Here is a 19,091-nt window from a genome sequence, read left to right as displayed (position 1 = left end):
GTTCAGCCGGACGGAAACTCGTGGCGGACCTGGTGCAGGGGGATCCGGCCGTCGACGGCCAGCACGCCTTCCGCGCGCAGCAGCTCCGACTGCCGGGTGGTCAGCTGCCGGGCCGGTCGCCCGGAGGCGGTGATCACCCGGTGCCAGGGCAGATCTGAGGAGTCTGTGCTCATGATCCAGCCGACGATGCGTGGATTGGAAAGGCCTGCGACAGCAGCGATGTCGCCATAGGTCGAGACCTCGCCCGGTGGTATGGAAGCAACCAGTGAGCGCACCCGCTCGACTTGCTCGTCGGTCACCGGTGCCATGGTGAGTCCGCCTTGAGGTGATCGCGGATCAGCGCGGCGATCTCGACGGGCTTGGCGTGGGCCACCATGTGATCGCACTCGAAGTCCAGCAAGGAAAAGTAGGCGCCCAATCGATGTTGAAGCCCCGCGACGAGGTCGTCGCTGACGTAGGGCGGCGAGGTCCACAGTGCTCGCACGAGGGTCGTTGGCGTACCCGGTGGCGGCAGCACGATGTCGCGGGCCAACTCGCTCCAATAGGACATCATCGCCGGCATGCTGATGCGCCAGCCGTAGCGCCCGTTCGCCAGCCTGATCAGGTGCTCGTCGAGGTCGGCGTCGAGCACCGCGGGATCCACATCCGCCCACGAGCCCGCCGCCTTCTCCTGGCGGGCTTGCGCGCGGTCCGGATAGTCGGGGGAGGAGAACATCGCCTCGGCGGTCTCGCCCATCCGCCGGCCGTCCAGCCCGACCGCCGGATCCAGCAGCAGCAACGCGGCCACCCGGTCGGGGCGAGCCGCGGCCAGGTGCAAGGCCAACGCACCGCCGAAGGAGTGTCCGACCACCACCACCGGTTGGTCGGCTTCGTCCTCGAGCAGTTCGGTCAGCGCCGCGACGTTGGCGTCGATGGTCCACGGGGCAGCCCACGACGATCGACCGTGGCCGAGCAGATCGGGCGCGGCGATGGTGAACTCGGGCAGGTAGCGAGCCAAGTGTTGCCAGCGCCGGCCATGGCCGGTCAGTCCGTGGATGGCCAGCACTCGCAGCGGGCCGGGTGGGCCAAAGCGGTGCACATGAAGGTCGGCGGTCACGCGTCGATGGTGTCAGCTCGGGTCTGGGCCGGTCGTCGGGGGGGCGGCCGGTCGGCGGCGCGATGTCAGCGGTCGATGTCTCGGTCGTCGTCGGAGAGCGGGACGACGGTCGCCTGATCGATGACGTCGGCTTCGTTGGCATCCCGGTCGCGGAGATGATCGCCCAGGTAGGCGGTGTCCAACCCGGCTTCGTCGTCGAAATCGACGGTGCGGCGCTGTTCGGCAACATCCGCTTCGGGCAACTCGTCGTGTGGACCGTAGTTGTCAATGCTCGCCATGATCGATACCCCCGCGTAGCCAGCCAAACTCGAGTATCCAGCGGCCAGGTTAGCGTGTTGCGCGACGAGGTTCAGCGATGCGCCGGGCGCCGCCGCCGGTTGGCGTGCCGTCAGCAACGCGCGCGAGCCGCGTCGGTCCGCACCGCAACCCGGTCAAGGACCTTGCGAAAGCATGCCAACTATTATAAAATCTATTTCTGTCAACATAGATAATCGGTCTAATCAGGAGGCGAAACATGATGTTGATGCGTTCAGATCCGTTTCGCGAGCTCGACCGTTTGACGCAGCAAGTACTCGGCACCCCGGCACGCCCGGCGGTCATGCCGATGGATGCGTGGCGAGAGAACGACCAGTTCATCGTGGAATTTGACCTGCCCGGCGTGCAGGCTGATTCGCTCGATCTCGACGTTGAGCGCAATGTGCTGACTGTGCGCGCCGAACGGCCAGAGCTTGACCAGGGGCGCGAAATGGTATCGGCCGAGCGCCCGCGCGGGGTCTTCAGTCGGCAGCTGTTCCTCGGCGAGAATCTGGATACCGACAAGATCGCAGCGAGCTACCAAGACGGCGTGTTGCGCCTCACCATCCCGATCGCCGAGAAAGCCAAGCCACGCCGGATCGAGATCAGCCGCGACGGGGAGCGCACGCAGATCACCGCGTAGCGCCGGCCGCGCACCACCGCTGGCCCCACGTCGACGAGGAGGTGATGCCGTCGAGTACATCGCCAAGGAAAGGGGCGGTGTGATGCGATGATCGATCCGTACGCGGCGCTGGGCGTGTCGCCATCGGCGACCCAGGCCGAAATCGCCCACGCTTACCGTCGCCAGCTGCGTAATTACCATCCGGATTTGCGGTCCGGTGAACGCGACTCGGGTGCCGATCAACGGCTGCGCCACATCATCGCGGCCTATCAACTGTTGCGTGATGCACAGCGCCGCAGAGCCTATGACCGCGCCGCCGTGCGGCACCGGAAAAACAACCCGCCAACGCGAATTACCGTGACACGCAAACACCCGGCGGACGTCGGCGCCCCCCTGTGGGCGGGGCCGGTCCGGTGGCACCGGTGAGGTCATCGCTGCGGATCGACCCATGCCCGGCGCGTCGGCGGGCCGCGTGGCGCCGGTTGTCAGACCATCGTGATTGCATGCGGCCATGTCAAGCTGGAGTGCCGAGACGCGGGCCGTGCTGGGGCCGGGGGCCCGCGGCCTGGTGCGCATCGTCGGCGGTCCCGGGACCGGCAAGAGCAGCCTGCTGGTCGAGGCTGCGGTCGCGCACATCACCGCCGGTGCTGATCCGGGATCGGTTCTGCTGCTCACCGGTTCTGGCCGTATCGGTGTCGCCGCGCGCAGCGCGTTGACGACGGCGTTGCTGCGATCTCACACCGCTGGCCGCCGTCCGGCCGCGGTTGGCGAGCCATTGGTACGCAGCGTGCACAGCTACGCCTACACGGTCGTGCGCAGGGCCGCCGAACGCGCCGGTGACGCGCCCCCGCGGCTGCTCACCAGCGCCGAACAAGACGCCATCATCCGGGAACTGCTGGCCGGTGACCTTGACGACGGACCGGTCGCGGCCACCGCCTGGCCGGCGCATCTGCGTCCGGCGCTGGGTACCGCCGGGTTCGCCAACGAGCTGCGAAACCTGTTGGCGCGCTGCTCCGAACGCGGCGTGGACCCGCTGCAGCTGCAGCGGCTGGGCCGTCGATGCGGGCGCCCGGAATGGGTCGCCGCCGGCCAATTCGCCCGCCAGTACGAGCAGGTGATGTTGCTCCGCGCGGCGGTGGGGACGGCCGCACCGCAAGCGACCGCGCCGGCGCTGGGTGCCGCCGAACTGGTGGGCGCGGCGGTGCAGGCCTTCGCCGCCGATCCGGAGTTGCTGGCCGCCGAACGGGCCCGGATCCGGGTGCTGCTGATCGACGACGCCCAGCAACTCGACCCGCAGGCGGCTCGGCTGGTCCGGGTGCTGGCCGGGGGTGCCGAGCTGGCCCTGGTCGCCGGCGATCCCAACCAGGCGGTGTTTGGCTTCCGGGGCGGCGAGCCCGCCGCGCTGCTGGCCGACCACCCCGGAAGCGGCCCGACGCTGCGGTTGACGGTGTCCCACCGGTGTGCACCGGCGGTGGCCCGCGCCGTGAACGGCATCGCGCGCCGGTTGCCCGGCGGCAGCGTGGGGAAGCGGATCGAGGCCACCGGGACCGAGGAGGGGTCCGTTGCGGTGCGCCTGGCCGCCTCGGCGCATGCCGAGGCCGCGCTCATCGCCGACGCGCTGCGGCGCGCCCATCTCATCGACGGGGTGCCCTGGTCGCAGATGGCGGTGCTGGTCAGGTCGGTGCCGCGGGCTGCCGCGCGGCTGCCGCGCGCCTTGGCCGCCGCCGGGGTGCCGGTGGCGATACCCCCAGCAGGTGGGTCGTTGGCGGAGGAGCCCGCGGCATGCGCGTTGTTGACGGTGTTGGCGGCGACCGCCGACGGGTTGCGCGGCGAGCAGGCGCTGGCGCTGGTGACCGGGCCCATCGGACGGGTGGACCCGGTCACGCTGCGGCGGCTGCACCGGACCCTGCGGCGCGCCCGGCCCGACCGTGCCCCGGGGAGTCTCGGCGATCTGCTGGTGGCGGCCCTGTCCGGGGACGCACCGCTGTCGGGGACGGACGATCGCCCGCTGCGGCGGGTGCGTGCCGTGCTGGCCGCGGCCGCTCGCTGCCATCGCCAGGGACCGGGGGCACCGCCGGCTTGCGGGGGAGATCCGCGCTACACCCTGTGGGCGGCGTGGCAGCGGTCGGGTCTGCAACGTCGCTGTCTGCAGGCCATTGAGCGCGGCGGCTCGGCCGGCGCGGCGGCCGAGCGGGATCTTGCGGCGGTCACCGCGTTGTTCGACATCACCGACCAGTACGTGGCGCGCACCCCCGGTGCGTCGCTGCGCGGACTCGTCGAGCACGTCGCGGCGTTGCGGCTGCCGGCCGTCCGCGCCGAGCCGGTGGCGCCGACGGAGCAGGTTCAGGTGCTCAGCGCACACGCCGCGCTGGGACACGAATGGGATTTCGTGGTCATCGCCGGGTTGCAGGACGGATTGTGGCCCAACACGATTCCGCGCGGCGGCGTGCTGGGCACGCAGCGGTTGCTCGACGAGCTCGACGGCATCACCAAGGATGCCTCGGCGCGTGCGCCGCTGCTGGCCGAGGAGCGCCGGCTGCTGGTGGCAGCCCTGGGCCGGGCCCGTCGGCGGCTGCTGGTCACGGCCATCGACAGCGACACCGACGGGGCCGGGGGACAGGTGCTCTTGCCGTCGCCGTTCTTCGTCGAGCTCGCCGGGGTGGCCGGGGTGGACGGTGTTGGGGCGCAGCCGGTCTCGGCGCCTCGGGTGTTGTCAGCCGCGGCGGTGGTGGGACAGTTGCGCGGGGTGGTGTGCGCGCCCGAGGGCGCCGTCGACGACGCGGCTCGTCGTTGCGCGGCAATCCAATTGGCCCGGTTGGCCAAGGCCGGTGTGCCGGGGGCCGATCCGGCCGGTTGGCACGGTCTGCTGCCGGTCAGCACCGACGAACCGCTGCGCGGGCGCGGCGATCCGGTCACATTGACACCCTCGACCCTGCGGACACTGACCGACTGCCCGCTGCGCTGGCTGGCCGAACGGCACGGCGGGAGCAACGCGCGCGAGCTGTCGTCCGCCGTGGGGTCGCTGCTGCATGCGCTGATCGCCGGACCGGCCACGACCGAGTACGAGCTGCTGGCCGAGCTGGACCGGGTGTGGCGGCACCTGCCCTTTGACGCGCGGTGGTACTCGGCCAACGAGCTTGCCCGGTATCGCGCCATGATCCAGGCGTTTGTCGAGTGGCGCGCGCGGACCCGCGGCCAGCTGACCGAGGTCGGTGTGGAGGTCGACGTCGACGGAATCCTCGGGACGGCCCGCGAAGACGGCGGCCAAGTCAGGCTGCGCGGCCGAATCGACCGGCTGGAACGGGACGGAGCCGGCCGGCTGGTGATCGTCGATATCAAGACCGGCAAGACACCGGTCAGCAAGGACGATGCCCAACAACACGTGCAGCTGGCCCTGTACCAGCTGGCGGTGGCCGAGGGTTTGGCGCCGGCCGGGGCCGCCGGGATGGAGCCGGGCGGTGCCCGGCTGGTCTACCTCGGCAAGGCCGGGTCCGGCGGGGTCACCGAACGCGAGCAGGATCCCCTCACACCGGCCGCCCGCGACCAATGGCGCGATCTGGTGCGACACGCGGCCGCCGCGACGGCCGGGCCGCGGTTCGTCGCCCGCCGCAACGAGGGCTGTGCGCACTGCCCGGTGCGGCCGTTCTGCCCGGCCCATGGGTCAACGCGATGACCGCCCGGTACAGTCCCGCCGAATTGGCGTGTGCGCTAGGACTTTTCCCGCCCACCGAGGAGCAGGCCGCGGTCATTGGCGCGCCTCCGGGCCCGCTGGTGGTCATCGCGGGAGCCGGAGCCGGCAAAACGGAGACGATGGCCGCGCGGGTGGTGTGGCTGATCGCCAACGGCTACGCCGAACCCGGCCAGGTGCTGGGTTTGACGTTCACCCGCAAGGCCGCCGGCCAGCTGCTGCGGCGCGTTGGGTCCCGGCTGGCCCGACTGGCCGGCATCGGCTCCCCCGCAGGCGGGCGGTACCCCCACGGCCTTGCCGGCCGCGACGCCGCGGGCTCCCCGGTGGTCAGCACCTATCATGCCTTCGCCGGCTCGTTGCTGCGTGAGTACGGCCCGCTGCTCGCCGTGGAACCGGACACCCGGTTGCTCGGCGAGACCGAGCTGTGGCAGCTGGCGTTCGATGTGGTCACCGGATACGGCGGCGAGCTGCGCACCGACAAGACCCCGGCGGCGGTCACCTCGATGGTGCTGCGGTTGTGGGGTCAGCTCGCCGAGCACCTGGTGGACACCGGCCAACTCCGCGACACCCACCTCGAGTTGGAAAGGCTGGTGCACACCCTGCCGGCGGGCCGCTACCAGCGTGACCGGGGCCCCAGCCAGTGGCTGCTGCGGATGCTGGCCACCCAGACCGAGCGCGCCCAGCTGGTGCCGTTGCTGGACGCGTTGCGGGAACGCATGCGCGCCGGGAAGGTGATGGACTTCGGCTTGCAGATGGCGTCGGCCGCACGGTTGGCGGCAACCTTCCCGCATGTCGGTCAGGACCTGCGGAGCCGCTACCGGGTGGTGCTGCTCGACGAATACCAGGACACCGGACACGCCCAACGGGTGGCGTTGTCGGCGCTGTTCGGCGGCGGCGTCGACGACCGGCTGGCGCTGACGGCCGTCGGCGACCCGATCCAGTCGATCTACGGCTGGCGGGGCGCCTCGGCGACCAACCTGCCGCGGTTCACCACCGACTTTCCGCGCTCCGACGGGACCCCCGCGCAGGTGCTCGAGCTGCGGACCAGCTGGCGCAACCCGCCGCGAGCGCTGCGCGTGGCCAACGCCATCTCGGCGGAGGCGCGCCGGCGCTCGGTCGTGGTGCGCGCGCTGCGGCCGCGCCCGGACGCCCCGCCCGGGACCGTCCGGTGCGCGCTGCTGGCCGATGTGCACGCCGAACGGGGGTGGATCGCCGATCACCTGCAGGAGCGCTACCGCCGCGCCCGGGCCGACGGCGTCAGCCCACCCACCGCCGCGGTGCTGGTGCGCCGCAACTCCGACGCCGCACCCTTCGCCGAAGCCCTTCGCGCTCGCGGCATCCCGGTCGAAGTCATCGGATTGGCCGGGCTGCTGTCCATCCCCGAGGTGGCCGACCTGGTGGCCATGCTGCGGCTGGTCGCCGACCCGACGGCCGGCGCGGCCACGATGCGGGTGCTGACCGGTCCGCGGTGGCGGCTCGGCGGCAAGGACCTGGCCGCGCTGTGGCGGCGCGCCCTGGAGTTGGTGGCGGGAGCACCGCCCACCGCGTCGCCCACCCCCGAGTCGGTCGCCACGGCGGCCGGCGCAGACGCCGACAGCCCGTGTCTGGCGGAAGCCATCTGCGACCCGGGCCCGGCCGACCGGTACTCGGTGGTGGGATACCAACGGATCGGCGCGCTGGCCGGCGAACTGAGCGTCTTGCGTGGCCACCTCGGTCGCGCACTGCCAGACCTGGTCGCCGAGGTGCGCCGCGTGCTGGGCCTCGACTGCGAGGTCCGCGCCGCGGTGGCGGCGTCGGGGGCGGGGGCCGGCGCCGAGCATCTCGACGCGTTTGCCGACGTCGTCGCCGGTTACGCCGAGCGGGCGAGCACCACGTCCGGCGAGGCCTCGGTCGCCGGTCTGCTGGCCTACTTGGACGCGGCCGCGGTGGTGGAAAACGGGTTGCCGCCGGCCCAGCCGGTGGTGGCGCGCGACCGCGTCCAGGTGCTGACCGTGCACGCGGCCAAGGGGTTGGAGTGGCAGGTGGTGGCGGTGGCACACCTGTCGGGGGGGACGTTCCCTTCGAGCGTGTCGAAGAGCTGCTGGCTCACCGACCCCGCCGAACTGCCGCCGCTGCTGCGCGGCGACCGCGCCGCGGTGGGCACCTTCGGTGTCCCGGTACTGGACACCTCGGCCGTCGGCGATCGAAAGCAGTTGTCGGACAAGATCGCCGAACATCGTCGCCAGCTCGATCAGCGCCGCGTCGACGAGGAGCGCCGACTGTTGTATGTCGCGGTCACCCGCGCCGAGGACACCCTGCTGCTGTCTGGTCATCACTGGGATGCCAACAGGATCAAGCCGCGCGGGCCGTCGGATTTCCTGTGCGAGCTCAAGGATGTCATCGACCGTTCCGCTCGGGCCGGCGATCCCTGCGGGGTGGTGGAACACTGGGCGCCGCCGCCGGCGGAAGGTGAGCGAAACCCGTTGCGCGACACGGTTATTGAGGAGCTTTGGCCCGCTGACCCGTTGGCCGCGTGCCGCGGCGCCGTCGAACGGGGGGCGGCGCTGGTGGCCGAGGCGATGTCGACGGAGTTGCCCGAGAACGACCAGTGGGCCGCCGATGTCCTCGGTCCCCCGCCAGCGGGTGGTGCTCCCGCGGCCGCCGACGTCGACGCGCTGTTGGCCGAGCGCGCGCGCGCGAGGCAAGCACCCGCGCGTCGGTTGCCAAGCCAGTTATCGGTCAGCGGTCTGGTGGAGCTGGCCCGCGACCCCGCCGGCGCGGCGCATCGGCTGATGTATCGCCTACCCACGCGTCCGGACCCGCATGCGTTGCTGGGCAACGCATTTCACTGCTGGGTTCAGCGGTTCTACGGTGCCGAGTTGTTGTTCGATGTGGGCGACCTTCCGGGTGCGGCGGACTCCGACCTGGGTGACACCGAGGAGTTGGCCAGGTTGCAGGAGGCGTTCACCCGGTCCCCATGGGCGGCCCGCACCCCGATCGCCATCGAGGTGCCCTTCGAAATGCCGATCGGCGACACCGTGGTGCGCGGCCGCATCGACGCGGTATTCGCCGACGCCGACGGCGGCGCCACCGTGGTGGACTGGAAGACCGGTGCGCGGCCGCATCGGTCGGAGGAGATGCGACAGGCCGCTGTTCAGCTTGCCGTCTATCGGTTGGCCTGGGCCGCGTTGCGCGGATGCCCGGAAGCCGCGGTGCGTACCGCCTTCTACTACGTCCGCAGCGGGATCACCGTCGTCCCCGACACGCTGGCCGGCCCGAGCGAGCTGGCCGCACTGCTGGCCGACTCCGGCCGACCGGTCGAGGTCTGAGCGTGGTTACATTTGACTCGTGCGGATGTGGTGCGCAGGGGTCGGGCCGACATCGGATTTCCGTGGCGAAGGGTAGCTGGCGGCGGCTGCGGCGTCTCGACGAACGGTTGACCGTCCAGCCCAGTTACGCGCTGGTCGGCGTGCTGCGTATTCCGCAGGGGCGGGCCGGGCCGGTTCGGCTCATTGCGCGTCGCGTGGTGATCGCGGTGGTGGCCTTGCTCCTGGCCGCCTTGACCGTCTACTTCGATCGCGGCGGCTATCGTGACGCGCAGGGCGATCGGCTGACCTTTCTGGATTGCCTGTACTACGCGGCGGTCACCCTGTCGACGACCGGTTACGGCGACGTCACACCCATCTCCGAGGCCGCGCGTGCGGTCAACATCTTGGTCATCACGCCACTGCGGATCGCGTTTTTGATCTTGTTGGTGGGAACCACCCTCGAGGTCGTCACCGAGACGTCTCGCCAGGCACTGAAGATCCAGCGTTGGAGGAGCAAAGTGCGTAACCACACCGTGGTCATCGGCTACGGCACCAAGGGAAAAACGGCGGTCGCCGCGATGCTCGGCGACGAGGTGGTTCCCGGCGAGATCGTCGTGGTCGACACCGATCGCGCGGCCCTGGACCGCGCCGCGGCCGCCGGCCTGGTCACCGTGCACGGCGACGCCACCAAATCCGATGTGCTGCGGTTGGCCGGGGCGCAACACGCGGCCGCCATCATCGTCGCCACCAGCCGTGACGACACCGCGGTGTTGGTGACCTTGACGGCGCGCGAAATTTCGCCCAAGGCCAAGATCGTGGCGTCCATCCGCGAGGTGGAGAACCAGCACCTGCTGCGGCAATCGGGAGCGGACTCGGTGGTCGTCTCGTCGGAGACCGCCGGGCGGCTGCTCGGCCTGGCCACCACCACCCCCAGCGTCGTGGAGATGATCGAGGATCTGCTGACCCCGGATGCCGGGCTGGCCATCGCCGAGCGTGAAGTGGAGCCCAGCGAGGTCGGTGGATCGCCGCGGCACCTGCGCGACATCGTGGTCGGTGTGGTGCGAGACGGCCAACTGTTGCGCATCGGCGCGCCTGAGGTGGACGCCGTGGAGGCCAACGACCGGCTGCTCTACATCCGCCAGGTGGGACCCGTGCGGTAGGGCTTGGCGTGGATTTCCAGCTGCGCACCGTTCCGTCGTTGTCGCACGTGGGCGCCGATCGGGCCGAACGGTTGCGGACCGACGTCGCGGCCGCCGCCGCGGGATGGGCGGACGCGGCGCTGCTGCGGGTGGATGCCCGCAATCAGGTGCTGGTCGCCGATGGCCGACTGGTGCTCGGCGCGGCCGCCGCGCTGGCCGACACGCCGCCGCCGGAGGCGGTGTTTCTGGGCCGGATGGCGGGTGGCCGGCACGTCTGGGCGATCCGGGCGTCGCTGGAACCACCCGACGATCTCAATGCGCAGGCCGAAGTGGCGGATCTCCGTCGACTCGGCCGGATCATCGATGACACCGGCAGCCAACTGTTGTCATCGGCGATGGCGTTGCTGAATTGGCATGACAGCTGCCGATTCAGCGCGGTCGACGGCACGTTGACCAAACCTGCCAGGGGCGGCTGGTCACGGGTCAACCCGATCACCGGCCACGAGGAGTTCCCGCGCATCGACCCGGCGGTCATCTGCCTGGTGCACGACGGCGGTGATCGCGCGGTGCTGGCCCGCCAGGCGGCGTGGCCGCAGCGGATGTTCTCGTTGCTGGCCGGGTTCGTCGAGGCCGGCGAGTCCTTCGAGGCCTGCGTCGTGCGCGAGATCCGCGAGGAAATCGGCCTGACCGTCCGCGATGTGCGTTACCTGGGCAGCCAACCGTGGCCGTTCCCGCGCTCGCTCATGGTCGGGTTTCATGCGCTGGGCGACCCGGCGGACGACTTCTCGTTGAACGACGGCGAGATCGCCGAGGCGGCCTGGTTCACCCGCGACGAGGTGCGGGCGGCGCTGGATGCCGGCGACTGGACCAGCGCGTCAGCGGCGAATCTGCTGCTGCCGGGCTCGATCTCGATCGCCCGGGTGATCATCGAATCCTGGGCGGCGCGCGGCTGAGGCCAAAACGGTCAGCTGATTCGATCGGTGATGGTCTGCAGCACGGTGCCCGCGATCCGCTCGGCCGGCTCAATGCCCACCACGCCAACGGACATCAACACCGCATTTTTCACGCGATACAGGTGGCTCCAACCCTGGTCGGTGATCCTGAGGGTGGCGGCGTCCGTCTTGTCGAGGGTGAAGTCGTAGTTGGGATCGTGCAACGCCATGCACGCTGTTAGCGACGACTCCAGTTGATCGAGTGCGTTGCGCGCCGCCCGCGCGTCCGGGTAGACCGCAACGGCCTGGCTGACCGAGTCCACCATGACCATCCCGCCCGGATCGATATCGTCGGTTACCCCGCTGTAGCCCGCGCTGCGAAACTCCGACCAGCCTTCGGCGAAGGTGAGGTCGCTGGTTCCGGCGGCCCGACAGGGCCCCGGAGCGTTCAAGTCGCCCTGCGGCGGGTGCCGCAAGTCCGCGTGTGCGTGCGGGGTGAGCTCGGCATAGTCGGCGATGCGACGCACGTCTTCGACGCTGACGATCAACGCGTCGGCGCCCGACACGGGCGCGGTGTACCTGACCGCGGTGCTGTGCTGCGAGCACGCCGAGATCACGGCCGCCGTGCACCACACGATGACGGCCACCCGGCTCGCGCCGGCCATGGCGGCGTCCCTCACTGCCCGCCGCCCGACCCGGCCGGCTCGAGGCTCGACAGCGTTGCGGCGAGTGGGCGCACCCACCCGCCGTGTCGACGCCATGGTCAATATCCTACGGGCGCCTTAAACCCTAGCCGCCAACCTCGGCCAGCTTCGCTTGCACCTGCGCTGCGCTCGGGTTGGTCAGCGTCGACCCGTCGACGAATCGCACTGTCGGAACCGTCCGGTTGCCGCCGTTGACCGAGCCGACGAATTCGGCTGCCGCGGCGTCACGTTCGATGTCAACCTCGTCGTAGCAGATGCCCTTGGCCCGCAGCGCCGTCTTGAGCCGTAGGCAATAGCCACACCAGGACGTGGTGTAGAGGGTCAGCGCGGCGTTGGTCATGACTGGTAAACCTAACCCTGCGACGAAGCATTCCGTACCGGCCCGGGAGAAACGGCGTGGCGACACGCCCGGTTTGTCGGCCGCCGCTGTCAAGATGGACGCCATGCCGATGGTCGCGGACCCATTGACCGCAGAGCTGGACGACGAGCAGCGCGCCGCCGTGCTGGCCCCGCGCGGACCGGTCTGTGTGCTCGCGGGCGCCGGAACCGGCAAGACCCGCACCATCACGCACCGGATCGCCCAGCTCGTCGGGAATGGTCGTGTCGCCGCCGGGCAGGTGCTGGCCGTGACATTCACCCAGCGCGCGGCGGGCGAGATGCGCGCCCGGCTACGAGCCCTCGACGCCGCCACGCGTACCGGCTCCCGCGTCGGCGCCGTGCAGGCGCTGACCTTTCACGCCGCGGCGCACCGGCAGCTGCGGTATTTCTGGCCGCGGGTCATCGGGGATACCCGCTGGGCGCTGCTGGACACCAAGTTCGCCATGGTCGCCCGGGCCGCTAGCCGTTGCCGACTGAACGCCAGCACCGATGACGTGCGGGACCTGGCCGGTGAGATCGAGTGGGCCAAAGCGTCGCTGATCGGCCCCGAGCAGTACCCCACCGCCGTGGCCGGCGCCGCCCGCGACACGCCGCTGGACGCCGAGCAGATCGCGGCCGTATACGCCACCTACGAGGCCCTGAAAGTTCGCGACGACAACCTGACCCTGCTCGATTTCGATGACCTGCTGCTGCATACCGCGGCCGCCATCGAAAACGACGCCGCGGTGGCCGAGGAATTCCGGGACCGTTACCGCTGTTTCGTCGTCGACGAATACCAGGACGTCACCCCGCTACAGCAGCGGGTGCTGTCGGCCTGGTTGGGTGATCGCGACGACCTGACCGTCGTCGGCGACGCGAACCAGACCATCTACTCGTTCACCGGGGCCACGCCCCGCTTCCTGCTCGACTTCTCGCGGCGGTTCCCGGACGCCACGGTGGTGCGCCTCGAGCGCGATTACCGGTCCACTCCGCAGGTGGTATCGCTGGCCAACCGGGTGATCGCCACCGCCCGCGGTCGCGTCGCGGGCAGCAAGCTGCAACTGTCCGGTCAGCGCGCGCCGGGTCCGGCGCCGTCGTTTCATCAACATCCCGACGAGGCCGCCGAGGCCGCCGCGGTGGCGGCGTCGATCGCACGGCTGACCGAATCCGGCACGCCACCATCGGAGATCGCCATCCTCTACCGGGTCAACGCGCAGTCCGAGGTCTACGAAGAAGCCCTGACCGAGGCCGGCATCGCCTATCAGGTCCGCGGCGGGGAGGGCTTTTTCAACCGCCAGGAGATCAAGCAGGCGCTGCTGGCCTTGCAGCGCGCCGCGGAACGGGCCGTCGAGCGCGGTGTTGACGGCGCGCTGCCGGACGTGGTGCGCGGCATCCTGCAACCCCTGGGGCTCACCGCCGAGCCGCCCGCCGGCACCCGCGCCCGCGAGCGCTGGGAGGCCCTGAGCGCGCTGGCCGAGCTGGTCGACGACGAGCTGGCGCAGCGTCCGCAGCTGCAGCTTCCGGGGTTGCTGGCCGAGCTGCGGACGCGGGCGGACGCGCGGCACCCCCCGGTGGTGCAGGGTGTCACGCTGGCGTCACTGCACGCCGCCAAGGGACTCGAGTGGGACGCGGTGTTTCTGGTCGGCTTGGTCGACGGCACGCTGCCCATCTCGCATGCGCTGGCACATGGTCCCGACAGCGAGCCGGTGGAGGAAGAGCGTCGCCTGCTCTATGTCGGAATCACCAGAGCCCGAGTTCATTTGACGCTCAGCTGGGCGCTGGCGCGGGCACCGGGCGGGCGGCAGAGCCGCAAACCATCGCGTTTCCTCAACGGCATCGCCCCGTTGAAGCCTGCCGAGCCGTCGCCGAGCAAGCCCCGTCGCAACCGCGGCACCGCGCGCTGCCGGGTCTGCAACAACGACCTGACCACGCCGGCGGCCGTCATGTTGCGGCGTTGCGAAACCTGCGCCGGCGACGTGGACGAGGAGTTGCTGCTGCGACTGAAGGCCTGGCGGCTCGACGTCGCCAAGGAGCAACAGGTGCCCCCGTACATCGTGTTCACCGACAACACCCTGGTCGCGATCGCCGAGACGCTGCCCGCCGACGACGCGGCCCTGATCGCGATTCCGGGAATCGGCGCCCGCAAGCTCGAACAATACGGACCCGACCTGCTCGAGCTGGTTCGCGCCCGCCGCTGACCGGCCGCAGGGGGCAAACCCGCAGGTCGAAAATCGGTTGTCACCGCTCGCGGTGGCCGATTACCCTCGAAGCACCGCATTTCCCACCGCCTGCGCTGAACGCTGGCGGTGGGCGGGCAACACGAAAGGAGGGTGGCCACGATGATCGGCAACGACGCGTCCGGTGTTGTCGGCGTGGTCGGCGCGCCCGCCACTTTCGGGACCGCGGGAACCCGCCACGCCGCCGCCGCGCCGGCGGCGGCGGTCAAGCACCGTGTCGCCGCCGCGACGACCGCGTCCGTGGATCGGGGCCCAACCTAGGTACCACCTAGCCAGCCCGGTTTTCTCAGATGGCCACGGACTCGACGCCGCAACGATCCGTGGCCACAGTTTTTGGGATGTCCGCCTCCCAAGCCTCCCGGTCCGGATCACCGAACAAGGACAGCCACCAGACCAGGAAGCAGGTGAAGAGGCCATGTCGGCACTGACGGCGCCTAGACGGCAGCAGCTGGCCCTGCCATGTCATGTCGGTGACCCCGACCTGTGGTTCGCCGATACCCCGGCCGATCTGGAGCGCGCCAAGACGCTGTGCACGCACTGCCCCATCCGGCGCCAGTGCCTGGCCGCGGCGCTGGAACGGGCCGAACCATGGGGGGTATGGGGCGGCGAGATTTTCGAGCGCGGCTCGATCGTGAGTCGCAAGCGGCCGCGCGGACGGCCACGCAAGGTCGCCGCATAGATCGGATCAGACGGCGGCCGTATCCGGCTCGGCGAACCCGGGGATCAGCTCCTCTGACAGCGCCTTGATCGGCACATGCGCATCCAACTGACACAGGATCGCGGCCACCGACGCGATGACCCGCATCGGCAGGGCGAGCTTGGGCGGTAGGTCCATTTGCCGGGCCGTCCTGATCTGTGCGACCGAGCGGTCAATCTGGCTCACGGTCATCCTCTGCAACCACTTGCGGGTGTAGTGGAAGACCTCGACCTGGATGGGTTCGACGTATTGACGTAACATCTCGTCGATCTCGCGCACCGACACCTGCTGGCCGCGCTGGATGAACCCGGCCTTCTCCATGGTCGGCAACAGCAGGTCGTAGTTCTTGTCGCGGGCCAATCGAATGGTCATCCCCAGCTCGATGGGGTATCCGCCGGGCAGGGGCGCCACGGCGCCGAAGTCGATGACGCCCATCCGGTCGTCGGGAAGCAGCATGAAATTTCCCGGGTGGGCGTCGCCGTGCAGCATCTCCAGCCGGCGAGGCGCGTCGAAGGTGAGCTCGACCAGCAGCGTGCCGACCAGGTCGCGCTGTTCGCGGGTGCCGTCGCGGATGATGTGTGACATCGGCACGCCCTCGATCCACTCCTGGATCACCACCTTGGGTGCGCTGGCCACCACGTGGGGCACCACGAAGTGTGGGTGACCGGCGTACGCCTTGGCGAACGCGCGCTGGTTGTCGGCCTCCAGCCGGTAGTCCAGCTCCATCTCGGTGCGCTGCACCAGCTCGTCGACCACGCCCTGCACGTCCGCGCCCGGCGAGAGCTGTTTGAGCACGCCGACCATGCGCTGCATGGTCTTCAGGTCGGCCCGCAACGCCTCGTCGGCACCCGGGTACTGGATCTTGACGGCCACCTCGCGGCCATCGGACCACTCCGCTTTGTGCACCTGGCCGATGCTGGCGGAGGCCACGGGAGTGTCGTCGAACGACCGGAACCGCTGCCGCCACTTGGTGCCCAGCTGCGCGTCGAGCACCCGATGGACCTTGTGGGCGGGCAGCGGGGGAGCATCCTTCTGGAGCTTGGTCAGTGCTTCCCGGTAGGGCTCGCCGAACTGCTCGGGGATGGCGGCCTCCATCACCGACAGGGCCTGGCCGACCTTCATGGCCCCGCCCTTGAGCTCGCCGAGGACGGTGAAGAGCTGGTTGGCGGCCTTTTCCATCAGCTCGGCGGTGACTTCGTCCTTCGACTTACCGGTCAGCCGTTTTCCCAGGCCGAGAGCGGCCCGACCGGCCATGCCGACTGGCAGGCTGGCGAGCTTCGCGTTGCGCGCCGCGCGGCCGCGTTTGATCTCTGACACATACCCATCATCCATGACGGCAAGCCCCTTGGGGTGTCGACATGGCAACAACCGTTTTCACGCTGCGCAGTGTTTATTGACGGCCACGAAAGTGGATCAGGCGCGTCGCAGAATCGATATGTAGTCTCTGGCAGGTCCCACTGGTGTGACTCATCCGATCCCCACGTCTGGAGGGTGGACCGCAAGAAGCCATGTCAGCAAAACAAACGCAGCACGACGCCGCCGACGCCCTGTTTCGGGCGATCATCGAAACGCTGGACAAGCACCGCACTGAGCGCACCTTGAGCGAGGCGGTGCTGGACACCCTGGCCAGGGCCTACGCGTCGATCTCGACGAACGTGCCGGAGCAGGGACGGCTGGGCTAGGCGCGGCTCCGGCCGGCCTCAGCACGAGCACAGCGGATGCCGGGTCCAGTGACGCGCCACGATGGAGCCGGCGTTGAGATCGAATTCCAGCGTGGCATTCAGCGCGGACGGCGGATCGGGCGGGGTTTCCGGCCCGCGCACGGCGGCGATCACCCGGTTCACCTGGCTGAGCGCCAGCGCCGCGGTCGCGAGCAGGGTGGCCCGGTCGGCCACCCCCACCGTGTCGCGTAACTGGGCGGCGATCGCCGGCCAGGCGGCGTCGCGGTCGCTGCGGTGCAGGTCCGCGCAGGCCAGGCAGCTGGTCACCCCGGGAACGACCAGCGGTCCGACCAGGCCGGTACCGTCGCGCACCCGCACCGCCAGGTGCGGGATCCGCGCGGCGTGCAGGTCGCGCACCATGCGCGGATCGGCCACCAGGTAGTCGGTCAACACCACCAGATCCGCGGCGGCCGGGGTCACCGCCGCGTGCGGTTGGCTGCTGTGCCGAATGCGGGCGCCCGAGCAGCGCAGCGTCTGCACCAGCAAATCCGACAGCGGCCCCCGACCATGTATCCGGATCGACGCCGCCCGGCCCCGCGAATTGGGCCGTGCACGGGTTGCCACCCCCGCGCCGACCAACTGTCCGACGAGGTTGGCCAACGCGTCACCGTCCACCAACCCCCGATCGGCGGCTTGGCGCCGCAGCTCGGCGATGGTTGACGGTGATCGCATGGACCGCAGCAGCGTCGCCAAACCCGCCGCGGTGAGATCGCTCGGCGGGCGGACCAGGACGGCCCGGCGGGGATCCCAGCCGACCTGCACGGCACCGTCCGGTCGCAGCAGTACCGGCATCGCCGGATCGAGCGAATACACCGAAGACACGGTCGTGGGCATGACCCGAGACTGTGGCACGCCGGTGGTGACGGCGCAGCTCAGTTATCCCCAGATCCCGGGTCTTCGGTGTTGCGGACGTCGCTTTCGAGTTCGGCGATCGCCTCGTCGATACCGCTGGTGTCGCCGCCGATGACGCGGTCGATGAAAGCGGCGGGCTCATCGAGGTCGTCCGAGCTGGGCAGCAGATCCGGGTGCTGCCAGACCGCGTCGCGGGCGTCGACGCCGGCAGCCCGCGTCAGGCGCTGCCACAGCGCGGCGGCCTCGCGCAGCTTGCGGGGCCGTAACTCGAGGCCGACCAACGTGGCGAAGGTCTGTTCGGCGGGTCCCCCGCTGGCCCGCCGCCGGCGCAGCGTCTCGCTGAGGGCGGCCGTGCCCGGAATCCGGTCGCCGAGCGCTTCGGTCACCACCGTCTGCACCCAGCCCTCGATCAGGGCGAGCAGGGTTTCGAGACGTTCCAGCGCCTGGGTCTGCGCCGGAGTCGCCTTCGGCTCGAACACGCCCTGGCTCAGCAGCTGCTCCATGGCCGCCGGATCGGCCAGCGTTGCCGGATTGAAATCCCGGGCGAGCTCCTCGATGCTGGTCATGTCGATCTTCATGCCCGCGGCGTAGGCCTCGACGGCGCCCAGCAGTTGGCTGGCCAGCCAGGGAACATGGCCGAACAGGCGGTGATGTGCGGCCTCGCGGGCCGCCAGGAACGTCAGGATCTCGCTGCGCGGCTGTTCCAGTCCGGCCGCGAAGTCTTCGACGGCCTCCGGCAGGAGCGCGGCCACCCCTTTGGGACCCAGCGGAAGGCCGATGTCGGTCGAGGTCAGCACCTCGCGGGACAACCTGGCCAGCGCCTGACCCAACTGCGAACCGAACGCGATGCCCCCCATCTGCGACATGATCGTCAGCAGCGGCCCGGCCATGCTCTTCGCCTCTTCGGGAAGCGACGACGCCCACACCGTCGAAACCTGCCCGGCCATGGGGTCGCACAGCCGCTGCCAGACCGCCAAGGTGTTGTCGACCCAGTCGGTGGGGGTCCAGCCGACCGCCTTGGTGGTGCCGGCGGGCAGTGCGGTTGCCCCGTCCAGCCAGGTCTCGGCCAGGTGCACCGCGTCGGCGATGGCCGAATGGGTCGTCTCGGGGATGGGCGCAACCGATCCGATCGAACCGGAAGCAACGTGCCGGGCCAAGTCGTAGTTGACCGGACCCGAGCTTTTGCCCGCCGCCATCGCGGTACCGACGCCGCCGAACATCTCACCCAGGCGGGTGAAGATTTGCCCCAGATCGGCCATGTCGAATTCCCCGCTGATGCCGAACACGCCGAAGGGGCCAGATCCCGAGCCGGGTTCGGGATCGCTCTTCCCGCGCTTGTCGCGTTCGGGGTCCTCTCCGGTGGAGAAGCCGAAAGGCAGGTCTCCCATGACGTCAACGGTACTCACCGGCGGAACAGAAAGCGCGATACACCGTCACGCTGGTAGCTAAACCGAGACCCGGTCGC

The 19,091-nt window shown here is 70.1% G+C and carries 18 protein-coding genes; 10 read left to right on the top strand and 8 right to left on the bottom strand.

The window, feature by feature from the left end; translation table 11 throughout:
• Positions 1 to 2: 2 nt before the first annotated feature.
• The 3 genes from G6N20_RS12005 to G6N20_RS11995 all read right to left on the bottom strand — a co-directional run bounded on the left by G6N20_RS12005 (position 3) and on the right by G6N20_RS11995 (position 1,374).
• Complete coding sequence (locus G6N20_RS12005) at positions 3 to 308, bottom strand: MGMT family protein (RefSeq protein WP_083049884.1); 306 nt, start codon at positions 306 to 308, stop codon at positions 3 to 5.
• Complete coding sequence (locus G6N20_RS12000; RefSeq protein ID WP_083049882.1) at positions 296 to 1,096, bottom strand: alpha/beta fold hydrolase; 801 nt, start codon at positions 1,094 to 1,096, stop codon at positions 296 to 298. Before G6N20_RS12000 ends, G6N20_RS12005 begins: the two co-directional genes overlap by 13 nt.
• A 65-nt stretch (positions 1,097 to 1,161) precedes the next feature.
• Entirely contained in the window at positions 1,162 to 1,374 is a 213-nt protein-coding gene (locus G6N20_RS11995) for a hypothetical protein (protein ID WP_083049900.1), read from the bottom strand.
• A 236-nt stretch (positions 1,375 to 1,610) separates the two neighbouring features.
• Between G6N20_RS11995 and G6N20_RS11990 the strand changes: the two genes are divergently transcribed.
• The 6 genes from G6N20_RS11990 (at position 1,611) to nudC (ending at position 11,079) form a co-directional block, all read left to right on the top strand.
• Positions 1,611 to 2,033: an Hsp20/alpha crystallin family protein gene (locus tag G6N20_RS11990; RefSeq protein WP_269474124.1), complete on the top strand. Its 423-nt coding sequence runs from the start codon at positions 1,611 to 1,613 to the stop codon at positions 2,031 to 2,033.
• 87 nt (positions 2,034 to 2,120) lie between these two features.
• Positions 2,121 to 2,438, top strand: coding sequence for a J domain-containing protein (locus G6N20_RS11985; RefSeq protein WP_083049880.1), 318 nt, complete (start codon positions 2,121 to 2,123; stop codon positions 2,436 to 2,438).
• 85 nt (positions 2,439 to 2,523) lie between these two features.
• On the top strand, positions 2,524 to 5,685 hold the full coding sequence (locus G6N20_RS11980; RefSeq protein WP_163662965.1) for an ATP-dependent helicase: 3,162 nt from the start codon (positions 2,524 to 2,526) through the stop codon (positions 5,683 to 5,685).
• Entirely contained in the window at positions 5,682 to 9,008 is a 3,327-nt protein-coding gene (locus tag G6N20_RS11975) for an ATP-dependent helicase (RefSeq protein WP_083049897.1), read from the top strand. The genes G6N20_RS11980 and G6N20_RS11975 overlap by 4 nt, the downstream gene beginning before the upstream one ends.
• Positions 9,009 to 9,070: 62 nt before the next feature.
• Positions 9,071 to 10,147 carry a potassium channel family protein gene (locus G6N20_RS11970; protein ID WP_083049866.1) on the top strand — a complete coding sequence of 359 codons (1,077 nt, stop codon included), beginning with the start codon at positions 9,071 to 9,073 and terminating at the stop codon, positions 10,145 to 10,147.
• An 8-nt stretch (positions 10,148 to 10,155) separates the two neighbouring features.
• The gene (nudC, locus tag G6N20_RS11965) at positions 10,156 to 11,079 is read left to right on the top strand and encodes an NAD(+) diphosphatase (protein WP_083049864.1); all 924 of its coding nucleotides are present in this window, start codon (positions 10,156 to 10,158) and stop codon (positions 11,077 to 11,079) included.
• 11 nt (positions 11,080 to 11,090) lie between these two features.
• Here the strand turns inward: nudC and G6N20_RS11960 are convergent, their stop codons facing one another.
• Together G6N20_RS11960 and mrx1 are read right to left on the bottom strand one after the other, a co-directional pair.
• Positions 11,091 to 11,723 (bottom strand): sensor domain-containing protein, encoded by a 633-nt coding sequence (locus tag G6N20_RS11960; RefSeq protein WP_142272094.1) that lies wholly within the window; start codon positions 11,721 to 11,723, stop codon positions 11,091 to 11,093.
• A 124-nt stretch (positions 11,724 to 11,847) separates the two neighbouring features.
• Positions 11,848 to 12,102 carry a mycoredoxin Mrx1 gene (gene mrx1 / locus G6N20_RS11955; RefSeq protein ID WP_083049861.1) on the bottom strand — a complete coding sequence of 85 codons (255 nt, stop codon included), beginning with the start codon at positions 12,100 to 12,102 and terminating at the stop codon, positions 11,848 to 11,850.
• A 103-nt stretch (positions 12,103 to 12,205) separates the two neighbouring features.
• Between mrx1 and G6N20_RS11950 the strand changes: the two genes are divergently transcribed.
• The 3 genes from G6N20_RS11950 (at position 12,206) to G6N20_RS11940 (ending at position 15,035) form a co-directional block, all read left to right on the top strand.
• Positions 12,206 to 14,317 carry an ATP-dependent DNA helicase UvrD2 gene (locus tag G6N20_RS11950; protein WP_163662962.1) on the top strand — a complete coding sequence of 704 codons (2,112 nt, stop codon included), beginning with the start codon at positions 12,206 to 12,208 and terminating at the stop codon, positions 14,315 to 14,317.
• 141 nt (positions 14,318 to 14,458) lie between these two features.
• Positions 14,459 to 14,617, top strand: coding sequence for a hypothetical protein (locus G6N20_RS11945; protein WP_158084772.1), 159 nt, complete (start codon positions 14,459 to 14,461; stop codon positions 14,615 to 14,617).
• Between the two features lie 154 nt (positions 14,618 to 14,771).
• Positions 14,772 to 15,035 carry a WhiB family transcriptional regulator gene (locus G6N20_RS11940; protein WP_083049859.1) on the top strand — a complete coding sequence of 88 codons (264 nt, stop codon included), beginning with the start codon at positions 14,772 to 14,774 and terminating at the stop codon, positions 15,033 to 15,035.
• A 6-nt stretch (positions 15,036 to 15,041) separates the two neighbouring features.
• Here G6N20_RS11940 and G6N20_RS11935 read toward each other — a convergent pair whose 3' ends face one another.
• On the bottom strand, positions 15,042 to 16,385 hold the full coding sequence (locus tag G6N20_RS11935; RefSeq protein ID WP_083049856.1) for a macrolide-binding ATPase MABP-1: 1,344 nt from the start codon (positions 16,383 to 16,385) through the stop codon (positions 15,042 to 15,044).
• Positions 16,386 to 16,561: 176 nt separating this feature from the next.
• Between G6N20_RS11935 and G6N20_RS11930 the strand changes: the two genes are divergently transcribed.
• Positions 16,562 to 16,735 (top strand): hypothetical protein, encoded by a 174-nt coding sequence (locus tag G6N20_RS11930; protein ID WP_142272093.1) that lies wholly within the window; start codon positions 16,562 to 16,564, stop codon positions 16,733 to 16,735.
• Positions 16,736 to 16,753: 18 nt separating this feature from the next.
• On the opposite strand, the gene G6N20_RS11925 is transcribed toward G6N20_RS11930, so the two are convergent.
• Both G6N20_RS11925 and G6N20_RS11920 read right to left on the bottom strand, forming a co-directional pair.
• Positions 16,754 to 17,608: a cyclodehydratase gene (locus G6N20_RS11925; protein ID WP_083049854.1), complete on the bottom strand. Its 855-nt coding sequence runs from the start codon at positions 17,606 to 17,608 to the stop codon at positions 16,754 to 16,756.
• 38 nt (positions 17,609 to 17,646) lie between these two features.
• Positions 17,647 to 19,032 carry a zinc-dependent metalloprotease gene (locus tag G6N20_RS11920; RefSeq protein WP_142272092.1) on the bottom strand — a complete coding sequence of 462 codons (1,386 nt, stop codon included), beginning with the start codon at positions 19,030 to 19,032 and terminating at the stop codon, positions 17,647 to 17,649.
• Positions 19,033 to 19,091: the final 59 nt, after the last annotated feature.

Origin of the sequence: Mycobacterium shinjukuense, assembly GCF_010730055.1 — a bacterium.
Classification (GTDB): Bacteria; Actinomycetota; Actinomycetes; order Mycobacteriales; family Mycobacteriaceae; genus Mycobacterium; species Mycobacterium shinjukuense.
Note: the sequence above shows the minus strand (reverse complement) of the source record. Positions and strands in the feature narration are given on the sequence as shown.